Raw genomic sequence first — 20131 nt, 5'->3', positions numbered from 1 at the left:
GGCGCTCCCCGGCCTTTCAGGCAGTTCTCCATAGAATTCTGTCGTGACGTCCAATCAGCAAGCCGACCCCCTCATCGGGCGGCTTGTCGACGGCCGATACCGCGTCCGAGCCCGCATCGCCCGTGGCGGCATGGCCACCGTCTACGTCGCGACCGATCTGCGTCTCGAACGACGCATCGCGCTCAAGGTGATGCACGCGCACCTCAGCGACGATTCGGCCTTCCAGAGCCGGTTCATCCAGGAGGCTCGCTCAGCCGCCCGGCTGGCCGACCCGCACGTCGTCAACGTCTTCGACCAGGGGCAGGACGGCGAACTCGCCTACCTCGTGATGGAGTACCTGCCCGGCATCACGCTGCGCGAACTCCTGCGCGAACAGAAGCGTCTGACGATCACGCAGACGATCACGATCATGGATGCCGTGCTCTCCGGGCTGTCCGCCGCGCACCGCGCGAACATCGTCCACCGCGACGTGAAGCCCGAGAACGTGCTCCTCGCCGAGGACGGCCGCATCAAGATCGGCGACTTCGGCCTCGCCCGCGCGACCACCGCCAACACGGCGACGGGTCAACAGCTGCTGGGCACGATCGCGTACCTCGCTCCCGAACTCGTCACCCGGGGAACCGCCGACGCGCGCAGCGACATCTACGCACTCGGCATCATGTTGTACGAGATGCTCGTCGGCGAGCAGCCCTACAAGGGCGAGCAGCCGATGCAGATCGCCTTCCAGCACGCGACCGAGTCCGTCCCGCGCCCCAGCGCCCGCAACCCCGGCGTGCCCGAGCAGCTCGACGAACTCGTGCTGTGGGCGACCGAGAAGTCCCCCGACGAGCGTCCCGACGATGCGAAGCAGATGCTCGATCGGTTGCGCGAGATCGAACGCGAGCTCGGCGTCTCCCCCGCGGCGGCGACCACCTCGCCACCGGTGCGCTCCGCGAGCGACTCCGGCGATCTCACCAAGGTGATGCCCGCGACGGTGTCCGTCACCGATCCCGTCGCCCCCGCCCCGCAGGCCCTCGACAATGCGACGCTTCTGCGGCGGCGAGCGTCACGACGCCGCGCACGCGGTGCGTTCCTCCTCACGCTCGTCCTCCTGCTCGCGGTGCTTGCGGGCGGCGTCGGCTGGTGGTTCGGTTCCGGACCCGGCTCGCTCGTGGCGGTGCCCGGTGTGGCCGGCATGACCTACGACGAGGCCGCGGACGCGCTCACCGCCGACGGCTTCTCTCCTCAGCAGGAGGATCGCTTCTCGCTCGACATAGAACCGGGCACGGTCATCGAGACCGACCCCGGTGAGGGCCAGCGCCTCGACAAGGGCGCGGTCGTGTCGGTGATCGTCTCGGCCGGCCCCACCCCGCACACGGTCGAAACCCTCAATGGGCGGACCGAAGAGGATGCGCGCGACTACCTCGCGGGCATCAACGTGAACGTCGCGGAGACGACCGTCGTGCTCTTCTCCGATGCGGCCGAGGGCGTCGTCATCAACGCCTTCGCCACCCCGCGCGCCGGCGGCGACGCCTACGCGTGCGCCGAGGGCTGCGACCTCCTCGAAGCCGACACGATCGAGCTCTACGTCTCGGCGGGCACGTTCCCCGATGTCTCCGGGATGTCGGTCGACGAGGCGAGTTCGACCCTCACCGACCGCGGTCTGATCGTGGGCGAGCCGTCCTACGTCTTCAGCTCGGACGTCGACAAGGACATCGTGATCGGCGTCTCGGACCGCGCAGAAGAGGGCAACTGGCGTCCCGGTGACACCGTTCAGCTCATCGTCTCGAAGGGACCGGAGCTGTTCCCCGTTCCCGATGTGACGGGAATGACTCTCAACGAGGCGAAGCAGGTCCTCGACGACAATGGATTCCGCTCGTCCTACGCCGCGTGGGGCGATCTTCCCGGATTCGCGGAGATGGCGACGGTGACGGGCCAGAACCCCGGAGACGACAAGTCCCTCCCCCGTGGCGGGACCGTCAATCTCTCGATCCAGCTCTCGGGCTGAGCGAGATCGAGCACGCCGGTTCCGGCATCCGCACTATCCGCAACTCACGCGCACCAACGACGAAGGCCGCACCACCGGAATCCGGGGTGTGGCCTTCGACATTCGCGTGACGCGGTGTCAGCGCTTCTCGAGCTCCTCGGCGACGAGGAACGCCAGCTCGAGGGACTGCATGTGGTTCAGACGCGGGTCGCAGAGGCTCTCGTACCGGGTCGCCAGTGCAGCCTCGTCGATGTGCTCGGATCCGCCGAGGCACTCGGTCACGTCGTCGCCCGTGAGCTCGACGTGGATGCCTCCCGGGAAGGTGCCGACGGCGCGGTGCGCCTCGAAGAATCCGCGGACCTCGTCGACCACGTCGTCGAAGCGACGTGTCTTGTAACCGGTCGGCGTCGTGATGCCGTTCCCGTGCATCGGGTCCGTCACCCACAGCGGGGTCGCACCCGAGTCGCGCACTGCTTCGAGCAGCGGCGGAAGCGCGTCACGGATCTTTCCGGCCCCCATGCGCGTGATGAACGTGAGGCGTCCCGGCTCGCGGTTCGGGTCGAGCTTGTCGATGAGCTCGAGAGCCGTCTCGGGCGTGGTCGTCGGCCCCAGCTTCACCCCGATCGGGTTGCGGATCTTCGAGAAGTAGTCGACGTGGGCGCCGTCGAGCTCGCGCGTGCGCTCCCCGATCCAGAGGAAGTGCGCCGACGTGTTGTACGGCGTGTCGGTGCGCGAGTCGATACGCGTCATCGGGCGCTCGTAATCCATGAGCAGACCCTCGTGGCCCGTGAAGAACTCGACGCGCTTGAGCTCGTCGAAGTCGGCGCCGGCGGCCTCCATGAACTTGATGGCGCGATCGATCTCGGCGGCCATGCGCTCGTAGCGCTGGTTCGCCGGGTTCTGCGCGAAGCCCTTGTTCCACGAGTGCACCTCGCGGAGGTCGGCGAACCCGCCCTGCGTGAAGGCACGGATGAGGTTCAGCGTCGATGCAGCGGTGTGGTACCCCTGCAGCAGGCGCCCCGGGTCCGCCTGGCGCGAGCCCTCGGTGAAGTCGTATCCGTTGACGATGTCGCCCCGGTAGGCCGGCAGCGTGACGTCGCCCCGGGTCTCGGAGTCGCTCGAGCGCGGCTTGGCGAACTGCCCGGCCATACGGCCCATCTTGACGATGGGCATCGAGGCGCCATACGTGAGCACGACGGCCATCTGCAGCACCGTTTTGATGCGGTTGCGGATCTGCTCGGCGGTCGCACCGGCGAAGGTCTCGGCGCAGTCACCACCCTGGAGCAGGAAGGCGCGGCCGGAAGCAGCGCGGGCGAGACGGTCACGGAGGTTGTCGACCTCGCCGGCGAACACCAGCGGCGGCAGGGCCGCGATCTGTCGAGAGACCTCGGCGACGCGCTCGGCGTCGGGCCACTGCGGCTGCTGCTTGATCGGGAGCGAGCGCCACGCGTCCAGGGCGTCGATATCGTGCGGGAGCATCCTCCCAGCCTAGTGGTCGCTCGGCGCGTCGTCGGCGTCAGGAGCGTCGTGTGACGCGCACCGGAAGGCGGTCCTTCACGGTCGACGCGTAGACGTCTTCGTACTTCTGCTCTCCGAGTCGCTGCAGCGCCACCATGATCTCGTCGGTGACGGAACGGAGGATGTACCGGTCGTTCTCCATTCCCGCGTATCGCGAGAAGTCGAGCGGTTCGCCGATGACGATGCCGACGCGCACGATCCGCGGGAGCTTCTGCCCGATCGGCATCGCCGTATCGGTGTCGACCATGATCACGGGCACGACGGGGACCTTCGCCTCCAGCGCCATCCGTGCGATGCCGGTGCGCCCGCGGTAGAGGGTGCCGTCGGGACTCCGCGTGCCCTCGGGGTAGATGCCGAGCAGGTCACCGCCGCCCAGCACCTGGAGACCCGTGTTCAACGACGCCTCGGATGCCTTGCCGCCCGACCGGTCGATCGGGATCTGGCCGGTGGCGCTCATGAAGAACTTCGTCGCCCACCCCTTGAGGCCGCGCCCGGTGAAGTAGTCGCTCTTCGCGAGGAACGACATCTTCCGGTCGATGACCAGCGGCAGGAAGATCGAGTCGGCGAAGGAGAGGTGGTTGCTGGCGAGGATCGCCGCGCCGTTCGCGGGCACGTTCTTGCGGCCCACGATCCAGGGACGGAAGATCGCCTTGACCACGGGGCCGATCACGACGTACTTCATCAGCCAGTAGAACACCGTCGTGAGTCTAGCGCCGTGTGCGCACTCCGCCGGAAACTTCACAGGAACGACGACCAGGTAGCGACCCAGTTCCACCAGGTGTGCGACCGGGTGTCATGCCCTAGACTCGGGAGGAACCCGTACCCGACCGGTACCGAAGGAGCTGCCGTGGTCCAGTTTGAAGTTCCCGCCGTCGTCCCCGCCGACCCCGACGCGAACGTCGCCGACCTCCTGGTCGAACGCGTGCGCGCCACTCCCGACCGTGCTCTGTTCGCCGTCCCCGACCGCGACGGATGGCGCGATATCTCGGCCGCCGACTTCCAGACCGCCGTGATCGCACTGGCGAAGGGCTTCGCGGCCGCCGGCATCCAGCCCGGCGAGAAGGTCGGCTTCCTCGCCCGCACCACGTACGAGTGGACGCTCGTCGACTTCGCCCTCTTCTACGCCGGTGCCGTGATGGTGCCGATCTACGAGACGAGCTCGCCGTCGCAGATCCAGTGGATCCTCGAGGACTCCGGAGCGATCGCCCTGATCGTCGAGTCCCCCGAGCACTTCGCCCGCGTCGACGAGGTCCGCGGCGACCTCCCGCTCATCCGCGAGGTCTGGCAGCTGCACCTCGGCGCCATCGACACCCTCACCGCCCAGGGCGCGTCGGTCGAGGATGCCGAGATCGAACGTCGCCGGTCCCTCGCCGTGGGGTCGGACATCGCGACCCTCATCTACACCTCCGGGTCGACCGGTCGTCCCAAGGGATGCGTCCTCACCCACTCCAACTTCGTCGAGCTCTCGCGCAACTCCGCCAAGGCGCTCGACGAGGTCGTGCAGGTGCCGGGCGCCTCGACGCTCCTCTTCATCACCACCGCTCACGTCTTCGCGCGATTCATCTCGATCCTCGACATCCACGCCGGCGTCCGCACCGGTCACCAGCCCGACACCCGCCAGCTCCTGCCGGCGCTCGGGTCGTTCAAGCCGACCTTCCTGCTCGCGGTCCCTCGCGTGTTCGAGAAGGTCTACAACTCGGCCGAGCAGAAGGCCGAGGCCGGCGGCAAGGGCAAGATCTTCCGCGCGGCCGCCGATGTGGCGATCGAGCACTCCAAGCTCGTCGAAGAGGGCAAGAAGATCCCGTTCGGCACGAAGCTGAAGTTCGCCCTGTTCAACAAGCTCGTCTACAGCAAGCTGCGTGAGGCGATGGGTGGGAACGTCGCGTACGCCGTCTCGGGTTCCGCTCCGCTGGGACCGCGCCTCGGGCACTTCTTCCACAGCCTCGGCGTCGTCATCCTCGAGGGCTACGGCCTGACCGAGACGACCGCGCCCGCGACCGTGAACCTCGCCGACAAATCGAAGATCGGCACGGTCGGCCCGGCGCTCCCCGGCGTGGGCGTGCGTCTCGCTGACGACGGTGAGATCGAGGTCCGTGGAATCAACGTGTTCCGCGAGTACTGGAACAACCCGGAGGCGACGGCCGAGGCGTTCAGCGAGGGCGGCTGGTTCCGCACGGGCGACATCGGCAGCTTCGACTCCGAGGGCTTCCTCACGATCACGGGCCGCAAGAAGGAGATCATCGTCACGGCCGGCGGCAAGAACGTCGCTCCGGCTGCGCTCGAGGACCCGATCCGCGCGAATCCGATCATCGGTCAGGTCGTCGTCGTCGGCGACCAGAAGCCCTTCATCTCGGCGCTCATCACGCTCGACTCCGAGATGCTGCCCACCTGGCTCGCGAACAACGGCCTCCCGGCCGACCTCTCTCTCGCGGATGCGGCGAAGAACGAGGCCGTGCGCGCGGAGATCCAGCGAGCCGTCGATGCAGCCAACGCGCGCGTCTCGCGCGCCGAGTCGATCCGCAAGTTCACCGTGCTGGAGTCGGAGTGGACCGAGGCATCCGGCCACCTCACCCCCAAGCTGTCGATCAAGCGGAACATCATCATGAACGACTTCGCCGACGAGATCTCGGCGATCTACGACGAGCCGGTGTCGACGACGAACGTCGCGATCGGCGGCTGAGCCTCACACCGAGATCGCCGTTCGGAAAAAGAGAGAGCCCTCTGCGCACGTCGCGCAGAGGGCTCTCGCTTTCGGAGGAGGGATCTCGGCGTCAGAACCATTCGCTCTCGCGCACCTGACGCATCGCCGTGCGTCGCGTCTCGGGGTCGAGACGCGAGAGGTAGAGCTTGCCGTCGAGGTGATCGGTCTCGTGCTGCAGAGCCTGCGCGAGCAGACCTTCTCCCTCGAGCACGACCGGCGCGCCGTCGAGGTCGATGCCTTCGACGCGAGCCCACGGATACCGCAGCGCATCGTGCCAGAGGCCGGGCACCGACAGGCAGCCCTCCCCCGTCGGGACGGGCTCTCCGCGCACCTCGGTGAGGACGGGGTTGATGACATAACCGATGTCGCCGTCGATGTTGTAGCTGAACGCACGCAATGCGACACCGATCTGCGGCGCCGCGACACCGGCGCGCCCGGGCAGTTCCACGGTCTCGACGAGGTCGGTCACCAGAGCACGGACGCCGTCGTCGATCTCATCGATCGGTGCGCACACGGTGCGCAGCACGGGATCGCCGAAGATCCGGATCTCACGGACGGTCATGCGGATGCCTCCGCCCGCAGTCCCTCGACGAGCAGCGCGGCGAGTTGCCGCGCCGCGAGGCGCGTCTCGGGCTGCAGGTTCGCGAACACCATCACACCACCGGCGGCGATCTGCGCGTCGTAGGGCATCTGCACCACGCTGCGCACGCGTGAGGCGAAGTGCGCTTCCAACTCGTTCACCCGGACGAGCGGCGTTCCAGGAGTCGAGTGATTGAGCACGACGATCGCCTCATGCGCGCGATCCTCGAATCCGTTCGTCTCCAACCAGGTCAGGGTCTCTGACGCCAGGCGCGCCTCATCGACGCTGAGACCCGAGACGATGACGATGCGGTCGGCGCGGTCGAGCGTCGCCGCCATCACGGAGTGCACGATGCCGGTTCCGGTGTCGGTGAGAACCAGCGAGTAGTAATGAGCGGCCAGATCCGCCACGTCGCGGTAGTCGGTATCGCTGAACGCCTCGGCGATGCGCGGATCGGTGTCCGAGGCGAGCACGTCGAGCCGCGTCGCATCACGCGCGACGACCGCGGAGATGTCGTGGTATCCCGTGACCTGATCGTGGATGCGCACGAGATCGCGCACCGACTTCGTGTGCTGCGGACGCACGATCCGATCGGCGAGCGTTCCCCGGTCGGGGTTGGCGTCGATCGCGATGACCCGGTCGTCACGAGCATCCGCCAGCGCCATACCCAGCAGAGCCGTGATCGCGGTCTTTCCCACCCCGCCCTTGCGGGAGAGCACCGGGACGAACCGGGCGCCGCCGGGCAGCGGAGCGGCGATGCGGGCGGAGAGGGCCTTGCGCTCGCGCGCACGACGTCCGTCACCGATGTTGATACGCCGGCCGGAGATCGAGTACAGCAGATGACTCCAGGTGCCTTCGGGCTCGGGCTTCGTCTGGCGATGTGGGTCGAGCAACCGGTCGGTGGTGAGCAGATCGGCCGATTCGCGATTCGCGCCGCTCAGATCGCCGAGACGCTTGGATGTCAGCGCCACCTCCGGCGGAGCGGTACGCGGTGCGACGGACTTCTTCGGGCTCTCCACGGGAGCGGCCTCCTTCACGGGGGTGGGCGCAGGCTCCTCGACGGGCTCGGGCTCGGGCTCGGGCTCGGGCTCGACGATGACCTCGACGAGGGCGGGACGGGATTCGATGACGCGGTCGGCGCCTGCAGGAATCGGTGCGGCGACCGCCGCGATGGCGGCATCCTCCAGCACGATGTCGGCGATGACGGCCTCGTCGACCTCGCCGTCGATGACCGCCTCATCGGCGAGGTCGTCATCGTGCTCCTGCGGCATGACGACGCTCACCTGGGCGGTTCCGCCGAGGATGCCGATACCGGTCGTCGCCACGGAGGCGGCGTCGTCGAGCACCCCCATCTCGTCGTCCTCGCGGGGATCGGGGGTGTTCTTCGGGGTCACTGTCTCGCTCCAAGCATGCGCAGGCGAGGGCGCGCCGCATGGTGCGCTGCCCCCGCCCGGACAAGGTTAGTGCGCGGGACGGATGACGACCAAAAGATCGCCGGCGTCGACCTGCTGGGTCGACGCGATCGCGTGGCGTTCGACCACACCGTCGACGGGGGCCGTGATCGCGGCCTCCATCTTCATCGCCTCGATCGAAGCGACCGGTTCTCCGGCACGGACCGTGGCCCCGACCTCGGCTTTCAGAGTGACGACTCCCGAGAACGGAGCCGCGACCTGACCCGGCACGGAGGTGTCCGCCTTCTCCACCTCGTGCGCATCGACGGAGATCGCGCGATCCCGCACGAAGACCGGGCGGAGCTGGCCGTTGAGGGTCGTCATCACGGTGCGGATGCCGCGGTCGTCGGCGTCACCGATCGCCTCGAGCCCGACGTACAGTTGCACGCCGCGATCGATCTCGACCAGGTGCTCCTGGCCCGCGACCAAGCCGTACAGGTAGTCGCTGGTGTCGAGGACCGACAGATCGCCGAAGAGTTCACGCATCTGGCTGAACTCCTGCATCGGCGCCGGGAACAGCAGCGTGTTCAGCCGCGCCCGTCGTGTCGCGCTGTCGCCCGCGAGGGCCGACTCGTCGTCGGCGGTGAGGTCGGTCAGACCGACGCGCACCGTGCGCCCCGCGAGAACCTTCGAGCGGAACGGCTCCGGCCACCCACCCGGCAGGTCCCCGAGCTCGCCCGCCATGAAGCCCACGACCGAGTCCGGCACGTCGTACTTCTCCGGGTTCGCCTCGAAATCGGCGGGGTCGGCCTTCACCGCGGCGAGGTGCAGGGCGAGATCGCCGACCACCTTCGACGAGGGCGTGACCTTCGGCACCCGACCGAGGATCCGGTCGGCCGCGGCGTACATGTCCTCGATCAACTCGAAGTCGTCGGCGAGGCCGAGCGCCTTGGCCTGCTGGCGGAGGTTCGAGAGCTGACCACCCGGGATCTCGTGATGGTACACACGCCCCGTGGGTCCCGGAAGACCCGACTCGAACGGCGCGTACTGATGCCGCACCGCCTCCCAGAACGGCTCGAGATCCGAGACGCCCGCGAGATCGATGCCACTGTCGCGGTCGGTGTGCGCGAGCGCAGCGACCAGCGCCGACAACGAGGGCTGGCTCGTCGTGCCCGACAGCGGAGCGGCTGCGGCATCCACGGCATCGACGCCGACGGCGCTGGCGGCGAGGAGCGTCGCCAGCTGTCCGCCGGGGGTGTCATGCGTGTGCAGGTGCACCGGGAGGTCGAAGCGCTCTCGCAGCGCGGAGACGAGTTTCGCGGCAGCCGCCGGACGCAGCAGACCCGCCATGTCCTTGATCGCGATGATGTGCGCCCCGGCCTCGACGATCTTCTCGGCGAGGCCGAGGTAGTAGTCGAGCGTGTAGAGGTCCTCCGCCGGATTCAGCAGGTCCCCGGTGTAGCAGAGCGCCACCTCGGCGACCGCGGTTCCGGTGCGCCTGACCGCCGCGATCGCCGGACGCATCTGCTCGATGTCGTTGAGGGCGTCGAAGATGCGGAAGATGTCGACGCCGCTCGCTGCGGCCTCGGCCACGAACGCGTCGGTGACGGCCGTCGGGTACGGCGTGTAACCGACCGTGTTCCGCCCTCGGAGCAGCATCTGGATCGCCACGTTGGGTAGCTCGGCGCGCAGCTTGTCGAGACGCTCCCAGGGGTCCTCGCCCAGGAAGCGGAGCGCGACGTCGTAGGTCGCCCCGCCCCAGGCCTCGACCGAGAACAGGCCCGGCGTCAGCCGGGCGACGTAGGGGGCGGCCGCCACGAGGTCCTTCGTCCGCACACGCGTGGCGAGCAACGACTGGTGCGCGTCGCGGAAGGTCGTCTCGGTGATCGCGAGCGCGGTCTGCGCGCGCAGTTCGGCCGCGAACCCTTCCGGCCCGAGCTCGAGGAGGCGCTGACGCGAGCCGGGCACGGGGTCGGCGGTGAGGTCGATCGCCGGCAGCTTCGTGCGGGGGTCGACGGCTCCCGGGTGCGCACCGTTCGGCTTGTTGACGGTCACGTCGACCAGCCAATTGAGAATCTTCGTACCGCGGTCCTTCGACACCCGTCCGCGCAGAAGCTCGGGGCGCTCGTCGATGAACGACGTGCTGAGGTCACCGGCGACGAAGGCGTCGTCGTCGAGCAGCGCCTGCAGGAAGGGGATGTTCGTCGAGACGCCCCTGATACGGAACTCCGCCAGGGCGCGGCGCGCACGGGCGACCGCTGCGGGGAAGTCCCGCCCGCGGCAGGTCAGCTTCGACAGCATCGAATCGAAGTGGGGGCTGATCTGGGCGCCCTGGTGCACGGTTCCGCCGTCGAGACGGATGCCGGCGCCACCGGGCGAGCGGTAGGTCGTGATCTTCCCCGTGTCCGGGCGGAATCCCTGAGTGGGGTCCTCGGTCGTGATCCGGCACTGGAGCGCCGCTCCGCGCAGTTGCAGGTTCTGCTGCTGCAGGCCGAGCGCCGCCAGCGTCTGACCGGAGGCGATGCGCATCTGGCTCTGGACGAGGTCGACGTCGGTGACTTCCTCGGTGACCGTGTGCTCGACCTGGATGCGCGGGTTCATCTCGATGAAGACGACCTCGCCCGCGCGCTCCCCCGCCGTCTCGAGAAGGAACTCGACCGTGCCGGCGTTCTCGTAGCCGATCGACCGTGCGAAGGCGACGGCGTATCCGTGCAGTGCGGTGCGGATGCCGTCGTCGAGGTTCGGCGCCGGCGCGATCTCGACGACCTTCTGGTGGCGGCGCTGCACCGAGCAGTCGCGCTCGAAGAGGTGCACCGTCTCGCCGGTCTTGTCGGCGAGGATCTGCACCTCGATGTGACGGGGGCGGATGACGGCCTGCTCGAGGAACATCCGGGCGTCGCCGAAGGCGCTGTCCGCTTCGCGCATCGCTTCGGCCAGCGCGGGAGCGAGCTCCGCGGCGGTCTCGACGCGGCGCATGCCGCGCCCGCCACCGCCGGCCACGGCCTTGGCGAAGAGCGGGAATCCGATGTCGGCGGCCTGGGACACCAGCGCCTCGACATCGGCGGACGCCTCGGTCGAGCGCAGCACGGGCACGCCGGCCTCGACGGCGTGGCGCTTGGCCTCGACCTTGTTGCCGGCCATCTCGAGCACGGCGGCGGGCGGGCCGATGAAGACGATGCCGTTGGCCGCGGCCTTCTCGGCCAACTCGGGGTTCTCGGACAGGAAGCCGTAGCCGGGGTAGATCGCGTCGGCACCGGATTCGAGCGCGACGCGGATGATCTCGTCGACGTTCAGGTAGGCGCGCACCGGATGGCCGCGCTCGCCGATCTCGTAGGCCTCGTCCGCTTTGAGGCGGTGCACGGAGCCCCGATCCTCATGCGGGAAGACCGCGACGGTCCTGGCTCCGACTTCATAGGCCGCGCGGAAGGCACGGATCGCGATCTCGCCGCGGTTGGCCACAAGGATCTTCTGGAACATGCACACCTCTGGGAGCTCGATGTACGCGTGGATGCACGCACATGGGGCGGGGCTGAGTGTCCCCCCAGACTAGGGCAAGGTAACGTGGAGTCCGTGCACGTACTCAGCGTCAGCTCTCTCAAGGGAGGCGTCGGCAAGACGACCGTGACCCTCGGCCTGGCCTCAGCGGCCTTCGCCCGGGGCGTCCGTACTCTCGTCGTCGACCTCGACCCGCAGTCCGATGTGTCCACCGGCATGGACATCCAGGTGGCAGGACGACTCAACATCGCCGATGTCCTGGCGAACCCGAAGGAGAAGGTCGTCCGTCAGGCGATCACCTCCAGCGGCTGGGCGAAGGTGCACCCCGGAACGATCGACGTGCTCATCGGCAGCCCGTCGGCGATCAACTTCGACGGCCCGCACCCCAGCGTGCGCGACGTGTGGAAGCTCGAAGAGGCCCTCGCCGCCGTCGAGGCCGACTACGACCTCGTGCTCATCGACTGCGCCCCCTCGCTCAACGCCCTCACGCGCACCGCGTGGGCCGCGAGCGACCGCGTCATGGTGGTCACCGAACCCGGTCTGTTCTCGGTCGCCGCAGCCGACCGCGCTCTGCGCGCGATCGAGGAGATCCGTCGCGGTCTCTCCCCGCGTCTGCAGCCGCTGGGCATCGTCGTCAACCGCGTGCGCCCGCAGTCGATCGAGCACCAGTTCCGCATCAAAGAACTGCGCGACATGTTCGGCCCGCTCGTGCTCTCCCCCCAGCTCCCCGAGCGCACGTCGCTCCAGCAGGCGCAGGGCGCCGCCAAGCCGCTGCACATCTGGCCGGGCGACTCGGCCCAGGAGCTCGCCGCCGACTTCGATCAGCTCCTCGATCGGATCATCCGCACCGGACGCATCCCCGTTCCCGAGAGCGGACAGCAGGCGTAACGCCTCGCAGATATGAGAAACGGCCATCCTCCACGAGGATGGCCGTTCTTCTGTTCGGAGGTCTTGTGTCCAGAGGGAGGGTGAGTCAGGCCGAGCGCTTCGACCGGCGGCTGGCCAGCTCGTCGACGGGATCCGGAGCAGTGGGGTCGAACTCGACCAGCGTCGACTCGACCTCGCGGAGCACCTTGCCCACGGCGATGCCGAACACGCCCTGGCCGCGGCTCACGAGGTCGATGACCTCGTCGTTCGAGGTGCACAGGTACACGGAGGCACCATCGCTCATGAGGGTGGTGCCGGCGAGATCGCGGATGCCGGCGCGACGCAGCTCTTCGACCGCGGTGCGGATCTGCTGGAGCGAGATACCGGTGTCGAGGAGGCTCTTGACGAGCTTGAGCACGAGGATGTCGCGGAAACCGTAGAGGCGCTGCGAGCCGGACCCGCTGGCGCCGCGGACGGTCGGGACGACCAGTTCGGTGCGCGCCCAGTAGTCGAGCTGTCGGTAGGTGATGCCGGCGGCACGAGCGGCGACCGCTCCGCGGTATCCGACCTCGTCGTCCATCGCCGGGAGACCGTCGGTGAAGAGGAGTTCGGGCACGAACCGCGGGTCGCCTGTGAGCTCATCCGCATTCATTTCAAATCCTCCCTGGAACGGTTTAACTCCACGCTAGAGCAGCACCCCCGGAGCGGCAACGACATCCGCGACACCGTGAAGGTGTGTCGCAATCAGTTCGTTACGAAAGGACGCGCGTCAACGCCTCCTTGACGAAGAGACCGCGGACCTCATCGATCTTCGACGCCAGTTCCGGCGCCAGTTCGCTCGCCTTGGCGCGCGATGCGGTGTCGGTGCGCCGCAGCAGCGCCGACAGCGCCGATTCGATGAGGGCGACCTCGCGATCGGCTCCCTGGCGCAGTGCCCGCAGGTGGCGCGGCTCGATGCCGTGGCGGTCGAGGGCGACCAGTCCGCGCAACAGGGCGACGGTGGCCTCGGGGTACGACTCCTGCGCCGCGATGACGCCGGTGCTGATCGCGTCGTTCAGCAGCTGAGGACCAGCTCCGGCGGCCGAGAGCAGCTCGGTGCGACGGTAGCGACGCGGCGTCGGGGTGATCGACGGCGGAGGCGTGAGGGCTGCGGACTCCGCGCCTGCCTCATCCAGCTGCTCGCGGATCACGCTCAGCGGAAGATAGTGGTCGCGCTGCAGGGTGAGCCCGAGGCGCAGGCGCTCGATGTCGGCCTGCGAGAACTTGCGGTATCCCGACTCTGTGCGCGACGGGGTGACGATCCCCTGCACCTCGAGGAAGCGCAGCTTGCTGGAGGTGAGATCGGGGAAGTCGGGCGTGAGACGCGCGAGGACCTGACCGATGCTCAGAAGACCCGCGGACGCAGATCGTTCGCGGGCGGGGGAAGCCGCCATCAGGCGTTGGCCGCTGCGCGGTCGACCGGAGAGGCGAAGAAGTTCAGTCGGAACTTTCCGACGCGCACCTCTGCTCCGTCGACCAGGGGGCTGCGGTCGAACCGCTCACCGTTGACGTACGTGCCGTTCAGGGAGCGCTGATCGATGATCTCGAACGCCGCGCCGCTCCGGGTGACCTCGGCATGACGACGTGAAACGGTCACGTCGTCGAAGAAGATGTCGGCCTCGGGGTGACGCCCGATGGTGGTCACGTCGGTGTCGAGGAGGTAGCGTGCACCCGCCAGCGCGCCGGATCGCACCAGCAGCAGCGCCGAACCGGACGGGAGCGCGGCGATCGCCGACTGCTCCACCTCTGTCAATTCCACGCCGAAGGGGACGAACGACAGGTCGGAATCGTGTCCGAACGTCTGCGTCACGTCGTGCTTCTGCTCGCCGGATCGGTGGATCGCCGCTTCTGCGGCCGGTCGGCTGTCGCTGTCTGTCACTTTGCCCTCCTGATCGTCCAGACTATCGGATGCCGGGGCCCTCGCGGGAGCCGCATCCACAGTCGATTCCCACATTCAGGCATCGCACACCGGATATTCCTAGGGTGGTGGGGTGCAGACCACCATCCTCCGGCGCTCGACCGCGCCCCTCGCCCTCGCCGCGGCCCTTCTCGCCGCGTTCCTCGTGCTGTTCGCGCCCCTGTCGGCTTCGGCCCACGACGACCTCATCTCTTCCACCCCGGTGGCGGACTCGACCGTCGACGTCCTCCCCGCGGAGATCGTTCTGACGTTCAGTGCCGACCTGATCACCGGGGAGAACGCCACCGAGGTCCAGGTTCTCGACGCGAACGGGAATCTCGTCTCCGAGGGTGCTGCCGTGACCGAGGGAGCGACCGTCACCCAGCCTCTGATCACTGCGGCCGACGCCGGCGTGTATCGCGTCCTGTGGAAGGTCGTCTCGAGCGACGGACATCCGACGTCGAAGGAATTCTCCTTCACCGTGGCGAACAGCACGGCCCCGACCCCCGCGCCCTCGCCCGCCGCAACCGAGACGGCATCCGCCCCGTTCGCCTCGGCCGAACCCTCGGCATCGCCCTCGGCGACTCCGACTCTCACGGCCGATGACGACGCGGCGGCCACCCCGTCGACGGCGTGGATCTGGATCCTCGTCGTCCTCGGCATCCTGGTGATCGCCGCCGGGATCACGCTGGCCGTCATCCTCTCGCGGCGTCGCCGCAGCGCCTCGCCGACCGGTTCCGACGACTCCGCGGCGCGATAGGCTTAACGCATGCCTCATTACGACGTCGTCATCCTCGGTGCAGGTCCTGGTGGATACGTCGCTGCGGTTCGCAGCGCGCAGCTCGGCCTGTCCACCGCCATCATCGAGGAGAAGTACTGGGGTGGTGTCTGCCTCAACGTCGGCTGCATCCCCTCCAAGGCTCTCCTGAAGAACGCGGAGATCGCCCACACCCTGAAGCACAAGGCCGAATTCTTCGGCATCTCGGGCGACTTCACGCTCGACTTCGGCAAGGCGTTCGACCGCAGCCGTGACGTGGCCGAGGGCCGCGTCAAGGGCATCCACTTCCTGATGAAGAAGAACAAGGTCACCGAGTACGACGGCCGCGGCACTTTCACCGGCCCGAAGGCCATCTCGGTCGCCAAGTCCGACGGCACGACCGAAGAGGTCACCTTCGACAACGTCATCATCGCGACCGGCTCCACGGTCCGCCTGCTTCCGGGCGTCACGCTCAGCGAGAACGTCGTCACCTACGAAGAGCAGATCATGACGCGCGATCTGCCCGAGTCGATCGTCATCGTCGGTGCCGGCGCGATCGGCATGGAGTTCGCCTACGTGCTGACGAACTACGGCGTGAAGGTCACGATCATCGAGTTCCTCGACCGCGCCCTCCCCAACGAGGACGCCGACGTGTCGAAGGAGATCGCCAAGCAGTACAAGAACTACGGCGTCGACATCCTCACCTCGACCAAGGTCGAGACGGTCGTCGACAACGGCTCCTCCGTCACGGTCACCTACACCGGCAAGGACGGCCAGGCGGGTTCGATCGAGGCCTCGAAGGTCCTCATGTCGATCGGCTTCGCCCCTCGTGTCGAGGGCTTCGGTCTCGAGAACACCGGTGTCGAGCTCACCGAGCGAGGCGCGATCGCGATCGACGACCACATGCGCACCAACGTCGAGGGCATCTACGCCATCGGCGATGTGACCGCCAAGCTGCAGCTCGCCCACGTGGCGGAGGCGCAGGGTGTCGTCGCCGCCGAGACCATCGGCAAGGCCGAGACCATGACCCTCGGCGACTACCGCATGATGCCGCGCGCGACGTTCTGCTCGCCGCAGGTGGCCTCGTTCGGTCTCACCGAGCAGCAGGCGAAGGACGAGGGGCACGACGTCAAGGTCGTCAGCTTCCCGTTCATGGCCAACGGCAAGGCGCACGGCCTCGGCGAGCCGGTCGGCTTCGTCAAGCTGATCGCCGACGCGGAGCACCTCGAGCTCATCGGCGCCCACATGATCGGCCCCGACGTCTCGGAGCTGCTGCCCGAGCTGACGCTGGCCCAGAAGTGGGATCTCACCGCGCTCGAGCTGGCGCGTAACGTGCACACGCACCCGACGCTCTCGGAGGCTCTGCAGGAGGGCTTCCACGGCCTCGCGGGGCACATGATCAACTTCTGATCACGCGCGCCTCTCGAAGGCACTGCCACGAAGGCCCGGTCCGCGCTCGCGCGACCGGGCCTTCGTGCGTGTTGCGGCCGTACATGCTCAGCCGAGCGGATGCTCCCACCGCAGTTCGAGCCGAGCCGGCAGCGCCGATCTCACCCGCCATCCCGCCGGAACCACTGCGTCGAGCTCGACCGAGGTGTAGGAACGGCGGATGCTGCGCAGGCCGTCGATTCGGATGAACGAGTCCGCGAGGAGATTCTTCGCGAGCAGCCCCGTCCCCGCGGCGTAGAGCGCATAGGCGGCGCGTCCCCGCGCGATGTCCTGATGCGCGACGACGCCACCCGGCTCCACCAGCTTCTCGCTGTCGCGGAGGAGAGCCGTGAGTTCGGCGGAGTCGAGGTGGTGGAGCAGATGATTCGAGACGACGATGTCGAACCGCTCTCCGGCATCCGCCAGCGTCGCGCTGTCCGCACACCGGTAGTCGACCCCGGCCGTGCCGTCATGGGCGCGCGCCCACTCGATCGCCCGCTCGTCCGGGTCGAGCGCCGTGATCCGCGCCGACAGCCCCTCGCGACGAAGGCGCGCCGCCAGATACCGGCAGAGGTCTCCCCCACCCGCACCGATGTCGAGGATGCGCACCTCGCCGAGCCGCGCGCGCGGTCGCACGTGCCGCCGATAGACCAGCCCCGGACGCGACACCAGCGCGTTGACGGCCTCGAAGCGCTGGTACGTGCGCTCGAGCATCCGCAGGTCGGCCTCGGGATCGTCCATGAGTTCCCGCAGATCGACCGCCCGCTGCCGCAGGTCAGGCGTCATGACCGCGCGGCGTCTCGACCGTCATCAGCGCGCTCTCCGCGGTGAGCCCCGGGCCGAACGCCATCGCCGCCACACGATCCCCCCGCTGCGCGCCCTCCTCCTCGAGGATTCGCTTGAGCACGAACAGGATGGTGGCGCTCGACATGTTGCCGTTCTCGCGCAGCACGGCACGAGCCGGGTGCAGTTGCGCATCGCTCAGTTGGAGACGCTCCTGGATCCGGTCGAGGATGCTGCGGCCCCCGGGATGGATCGCCCAGTGCGCGACCCGCTCGCCGATCACGCCCTCCTCGAAGGCGATCGACATGTCGTGCTCCCCGACGTACAGAGGCCGGAGCGCTCCGAGGATGGTCTCGCCGATGATCTGCGGCACTGCGGTGGAGAGGATCATCTCGAAACCCTCGTCGCCGATCGTCCACGCCATGTCCTTCTCGCCCTCGGGGGCGATGGCGGTATGGAAGCGGTCGAGGCTCAGCGCCGGCACCTCCGACGGCAGCTGGCGCGCCGTGACGAGCCCGGCCGCCCCTCCATCGGCGAACAGCGAGGTCGCGACGATCGTGTCCGGATCCTCGGACGAACGCAGATGCAGTGTGCAGAGCTCGACGCTCACGACGAGCACGACGGCATCCGGGTCCGCCGCGCAGAACTGGCTCGCCGCCCGCAGGGCCGGCATGGCGGCGTAGCAACCCATGAATCCGAAATGGAAGCGCTGCACGCTGTCGGCCAGCCCGAGAGCGCGCACGATCTCGTACTCGGGTCCCGGAGCATGGAAGCCCGTGCACGAGACGGTGATCACGTGGGTCACATCGGAGGCCTGAAGGTCGGGGTCCTCCTCGACCGCCCGCTGCGCGACCTCCACGAACAGCCTCGTCGCCTCGCGCACGTAGATGTCGTTGCGCACCCGGGTACCCGGCGCGAGCAGTTGGCGTGTCGCCGGGGCGAAGAACACCGGCTCGTCCGTCTCGTGCAGCGGTGAGAACTCCTCGATCACGGTGCGCCGGGTGTCGATGCCCGAGCCGTCGAAGGATGCCGTGACGATCCGCTGCGCGAGACGCCCGAGACCGGGTTGCTGCGCGAAGACGTCTCTCACCGCGTCCTGCGCGATGACGGTGTCGGGAACGATCGTCTGCAGCGAGCGCAGGACGGCGGGACGGCTCATGGTGTCACTCAAGCACGCGGCTGCTTCCGGAGGGAAGGGGGTTGTGCCGTGTCGCGGCCTCTGCGAAGGCTCAGAACCCGAGTGCGCGGGCGAGCTTGGATCCGGAGGATGCGTCTCGTCCGCCGGCCGCGCGCACCGCGGCCTCGACTGCGGAGAAGAATGCCTCGCGCCCGTCGGCGTCCGCCGGTGCAGCCGGCCCCAGCTCCATCTCCCACTCGCGCCACGCGCGCTCGACGCCCTGGCGGAGGTCGGTGGCGCGGACCCGATCGTCGACGAACTCGGCGATCACGCCGCCGGGTCCGGTGAGGAGGTAGGCGGTGCGATCGTTGCGGATGCGCGCCAGGGGCGTCAACGGGTCGGTGGTCCAACGGGCGACCGTGGCGGCGACGGCATCCGGGATGCCCTCGCCGTCTCCGAGCGGCCATCCCAGCTCGAGCCGGCCATCCCCCTCGCGCGGGCCCTTGATGTGCCAGCCCGCATCAGGGCCACCGGTGCGTCGGCGCAGCGCCACTCCGGAGCGCGACAGTGTCCCGTCGGCCGTGTCGAAGTATTGGGCGTCGAGGTCACGGGACTCACCGTCCGTGACGGTGTCGACTCCGGGGATCGCGTCCCATCGAGGGAGCGGCGTCGCATCGTCGACGTCGAACTTGCGCTCGACCTCGACGGTGCGCGACGGCTCAGTCATCGTTGGACGTGAGGTCCTCGAGGGACTCGTCGTACCAGTAGTCGATCTCGGTGGGACCGTCGTCGGAGCCGGTGTTCTGCGGCTCGCCGCGGCGGTTGTACACCACCTGCGTCTCGCTGTAAGGGACGATCAGCTTGTCGTCCGCGTCACCGAGGGGAAGGATCTGCCCGTCCAGCGGGCCGCCGTGAAGTCGTGCGAGTGCCATGCCCTCACCCTATCCCCGTGCTCCGACCTTCGGGCGGAGAACCGGCGGGCCCGTTCAGACCGCGAGGACGCCGAGCACCGCACCGACGATCATCCAGGGGCCGAAGGCGATGCGCGTGGTGCGATCGGCCCGACGGAGCGCCATCAGCCCCAGGGCGTAGAGCGCACCGAGGACGAAGGCGGATGCCGCGCCCACGGCGAGCGCCGTCCATCCATGCCAGGCCAGCACCAGGCCGATCACGGCTGCGAGCTTCACGTCGCCGCCTCCCATGCCTGAGCGACTCAGCAGACGCAGCAGTGCGTAGAAGCCGCCGAGCACGATCATTCCCAGGAGCGCTCGGATCGATGGCGCCCGGTCGCCGGTGGCGAGCGCATCGACGAGTGCGAGCAGGAGGAGCCCCGCGAGGGTCGGGAGCACGATGCGATCGGGAAGGCGGTGGGTGCGCGCGTCGATGACGAGCAGCCACCCGCCGATGCCGAGCAGCGCGAGGTGGGCGAGCCCGACGAGGGCGAAGCGCGTATCCATCCCGGAAGGCTAGGAGATTCCGCCTCCACCCCGTGGAGGACTGTGGATAACCTCACGGCGCCGGTGCCCGACGACCGTGCGCACAATGTCCCATGTACGAATTAGTCTCGACTCCATCACTTGATATATTCGAAT

Annotated in this window: 18 protein-coding genes; 5 read left to right on the top strand and 13 right to left on the bottom strand. The window is 68.4% G+C overall.

The genetic code is table 11. The features are described from left to right. The first annotated feature begins 43 nt into the window (after nucleotides 1-43). Entirely contained in the window at nucleotides 44-1987 is a 1944-nt protein-coding gene (gene pknB / locus ACIQTT_RS00270) for a Stk1 family PASTA domain-containing Ser/Thr kinase (RefSeq protein WP_402784462.1), read from the top strand. Between the two features lie 117 nt (nucleotides 1988-2104). Here pknB and ACIQTT_RS00265 read toward each other — a convergent pair whose 3' ends face one another. Beyond that, nucleotides 2105-3445, bottom strand: coding sequence for a class II 3-deoxy-7-phosphoheptulonate synthase (locus tag ACIQTT_RS00265; RefSeq protein WP_402784459.1), 1341 nt, complete (start codon nucleotides 3443-3445; stop codon nucleotides 2105-2107). Nucleotides 3446-3482: 37 nt separating this feature from the next. Continuing rightward, entirely contained in the window at nucleotides 3483-4181 is a 699-nt protein-coding gene (locus tag ACIQTT_RS00260; RefSeq protein WP_402784456.1) for a lysophospholipid acyltransferase family protein, read from the bottom strand. Between the two features lie 150 nt (nucleotides 4182-4331). On the opposite strand from ACIQTT_RS00260, the gene ACIQTT_RS00255 reads away from it, so the two are divergent. Then, complete coding sequence (locus tag ACIQTT_RS00255; RefSeq protein ID WP_402784453.1) at nucleotides 4332-6164, top strand: AMP-dependent synthetase/ligase; 1833 nt, start codon at nucleotides 4332-4334, stop codon at nucleotides 6162-6164. Nucleotides 6165-6255: 91 nt separating this feature from the next. Here ACIQTT_RS00255 and def read toward each other — a convergent pair whose 3' ends face one another. The 3 genes from def to ACIQTT_RS00240 all read right to left on the bottom strand — a co-directional run bounded on the left by def (nucleotide 6256) and on the right by ACIQTT_RS00240 (nucleotide 11633). Then, on the bottom strand, nucleotides 6256-6747 hold the full coding sequence (gene def / locus ACIQTT_RS00250) for a peptide deformylase (RefSeq protein ID WP_402784450.1): 492 nt from the start codon (nucleotides 6745-6747) through the stop codon (nucleotides 6256-6258). Further along, a complete protein-coding gene (locus ACIQTT_RS00245) occupies nucleotides 6744-8159 on the bottom strand; it encodes a MinD/ParA family protein (RefSeq protein ID WP_402784447.1) in 1416 nt (471 codons plus the stop codon). Before ACIQTT_RS00245 ends, def begins: the two co-directional genes overlap by 4 nt. A gap of 66 nt (nucleotides 8160-8225) precedes the next feature. Beyond that, entirely contained in the window at nucleotides 8226-11633 is a 3408-nt protein-coding gene (locus ACIQTT_RS00240; protein ID WP_402784444.1) for a pyruvate carboxylase, read from the bottom strand. Between the two features lie 93 nt (nucleotides 11634-11726). Between ACIQTT_RS00240 and ACIQTT_RS00235 the strand changes: the two genes are divergently transcribed. Continuing rightward, nucleotides 11727-12539 carry a ParA family protein gene (locus tag ACIQTT_RS00235; protein ID WP_391478482.1) on the top strand — a complete coding sequence of 271 codons (813 nt, stop codon included), beginning with the start codon at nucleotides 11727-11729 and terminating at the stop codon, nucleotides 12537-12539. 85 nt (nucleotides 12540-12624) lie between these two features. Here ACIQTT_RS00235 and ACIQTT_RS00230 read toward each other — a convergent pair whose 3' ends face one another. The 3 genes from ACIQTT_RS00230 to ACIQTT_RS00220 form a co-directional block, all read right to left on the bottom strand. Further along, nucleotides 12625-13170, bottom strand: a complete 546-nt coding sequence (locus ACIQTT_RS00230; RefSeq protein WP_247622066.1) for a MerR family transcriptional regulator — start codon at nucleotides 13168-13170, stop codon at nucleotides 12625-12627. Between the two features lie 100 nt (nucleotides 13171-13270). Then, complete coding sequence (locus ACIQTT_RS00225) at nucleotides 13271-13951, bottom strand: MerR family transcriptional regulator (protein ID WP_402784439.1); 681 nt, start codon at nucleotides 13949-13951, stop codon at nucleotides 13271-13273. Continuing rightward, complete coding sequence (locus tag ACIQTT_RS00220; protein WP_402784436.1) at nucleotides 13951-14436, bottom strand: FHA domain-containing protein; 486 nt, start codon at nucleotides 14434-14436, stop codon at nucleotides 13951-13953. Before ACIQTT_RS00220 ends, ACIQTT_RS00225 begins: the two co-directional genes overlap by 1 nt. A 112-nt stretch (nucleotides 14437-14548) precedes the next feature. On the opposite strand from ACIQTT_RS00220, the gene ACIQTT_RS00215 reads away from it, so the two are divergent. Both ACIQTT_RS00215 and lpdA read left to right on the top strand, forming a co-directional pair. Continuing rightward, nucleotides 14549-15214, top strand: coding sequence for a copper resistance protein CopC (locus ACIQTT_RS00215; protein WP_402784433.1), 666 nt, complete (start codon nucleotides 14549-14551; stop codon nucleotides 15212-15214). A gap of 9 nt (nucleotides 15215-15223) precedes the next feature. Beyond that, nucleotides 15224-16621, top strand: coding sequence for a dihydrolipoyl dehydrogenase (lpdA, locus tag ACIQTT_RS00210; RefSeq protein WP_402784430.1), 1398 nt, complete (start codon nucleotides 15224-15226; stop codon nucleotides 16619-16621). Between the two features lie 87 nt (nucleotides 16622-16708). Here lpdA and ACIQTT_RS00205 read toward each other — a convergent pair whose 3' ends face one another. From ACIQTT_RS00205 to ACIQTT_RS00185, 5 genes are all read right to left on the bottom strand, one after another. Then, a complete protein-coding gene (locus ACIQTT_RS00205; protein WP_402784427.1) occupies nucleotides 16709-17425 on the bottom strand; it encodes a methyltransferase domain-containing protein in 717 nt (238 codons plus the stop codon). Further along, nucleotides 17415-18581: a type III polyketide synthase gene (locus ACIQTT_RS00200; protein WP_402784424.1), complete on the bottom strand. Its 1167-nt coding sequence runs from the start codon at nucleotides 18579-18581 to the stop codon at nucleotides 17415-17417. The genes ACIQTT_RS00205 and ACIQTT_RS00200 overlap by 11 nt, the downstream gene beginning before the upstream one ends. Before the next feature lie 70 nt (nucleotides 18582-18651). Next, nucleotides 18652-19266: a CYTH domain-containing protein gene (locus ACIQTT_RS00195; RefSeq protein ID WP_402784421.1), complete on the bottom strand. Its 615-nt coding sequence runs from the start codon at nucleotides 19264-19266 to the stop codon at nucleotides 18652-18654. After that, a complete protein-coding gene (locus tag ACIQTT_RS00190; RefSeq protein ID WP_402784418.1) occupies nucleotides 19259-19471 on the bottom strand; it encodes a response regulator in 213 nt (70 codons plus the stop codon). The genes ACIQTT_RS00195 and ACIQTT_RS00190 overlap by 8 nt, the downstream gene beginning before the upstream one ends. Before the next feature lie 54 nt (nucleotides 19472-19525). Further along, complete coding sequence (locus tag ACIQTT_RS00185) at nucleotides 19526-19996, bottom strand: prepilin peptidase (RefSeq protein WP_402784416.1); 471 nt, start codon at nucleotides 19994-19996, stop codon at nucleotides 19526-19528. Between the last annotated feature and the right edge of the window lie 135 nt (nucleotides 19997-20131).

The organism is Microbacterium sp. NPDC090225 (assembly GCF_044772365.1).
Taxonomy (GTDB): Bacteria; Actinomycetota; Actinomycetes; order Actinomycetales; family Microbacteriaceae; genus Microbacterium.
This window is presented reverse-complemented; position numbering and strand designations above follow the sequence as displayed.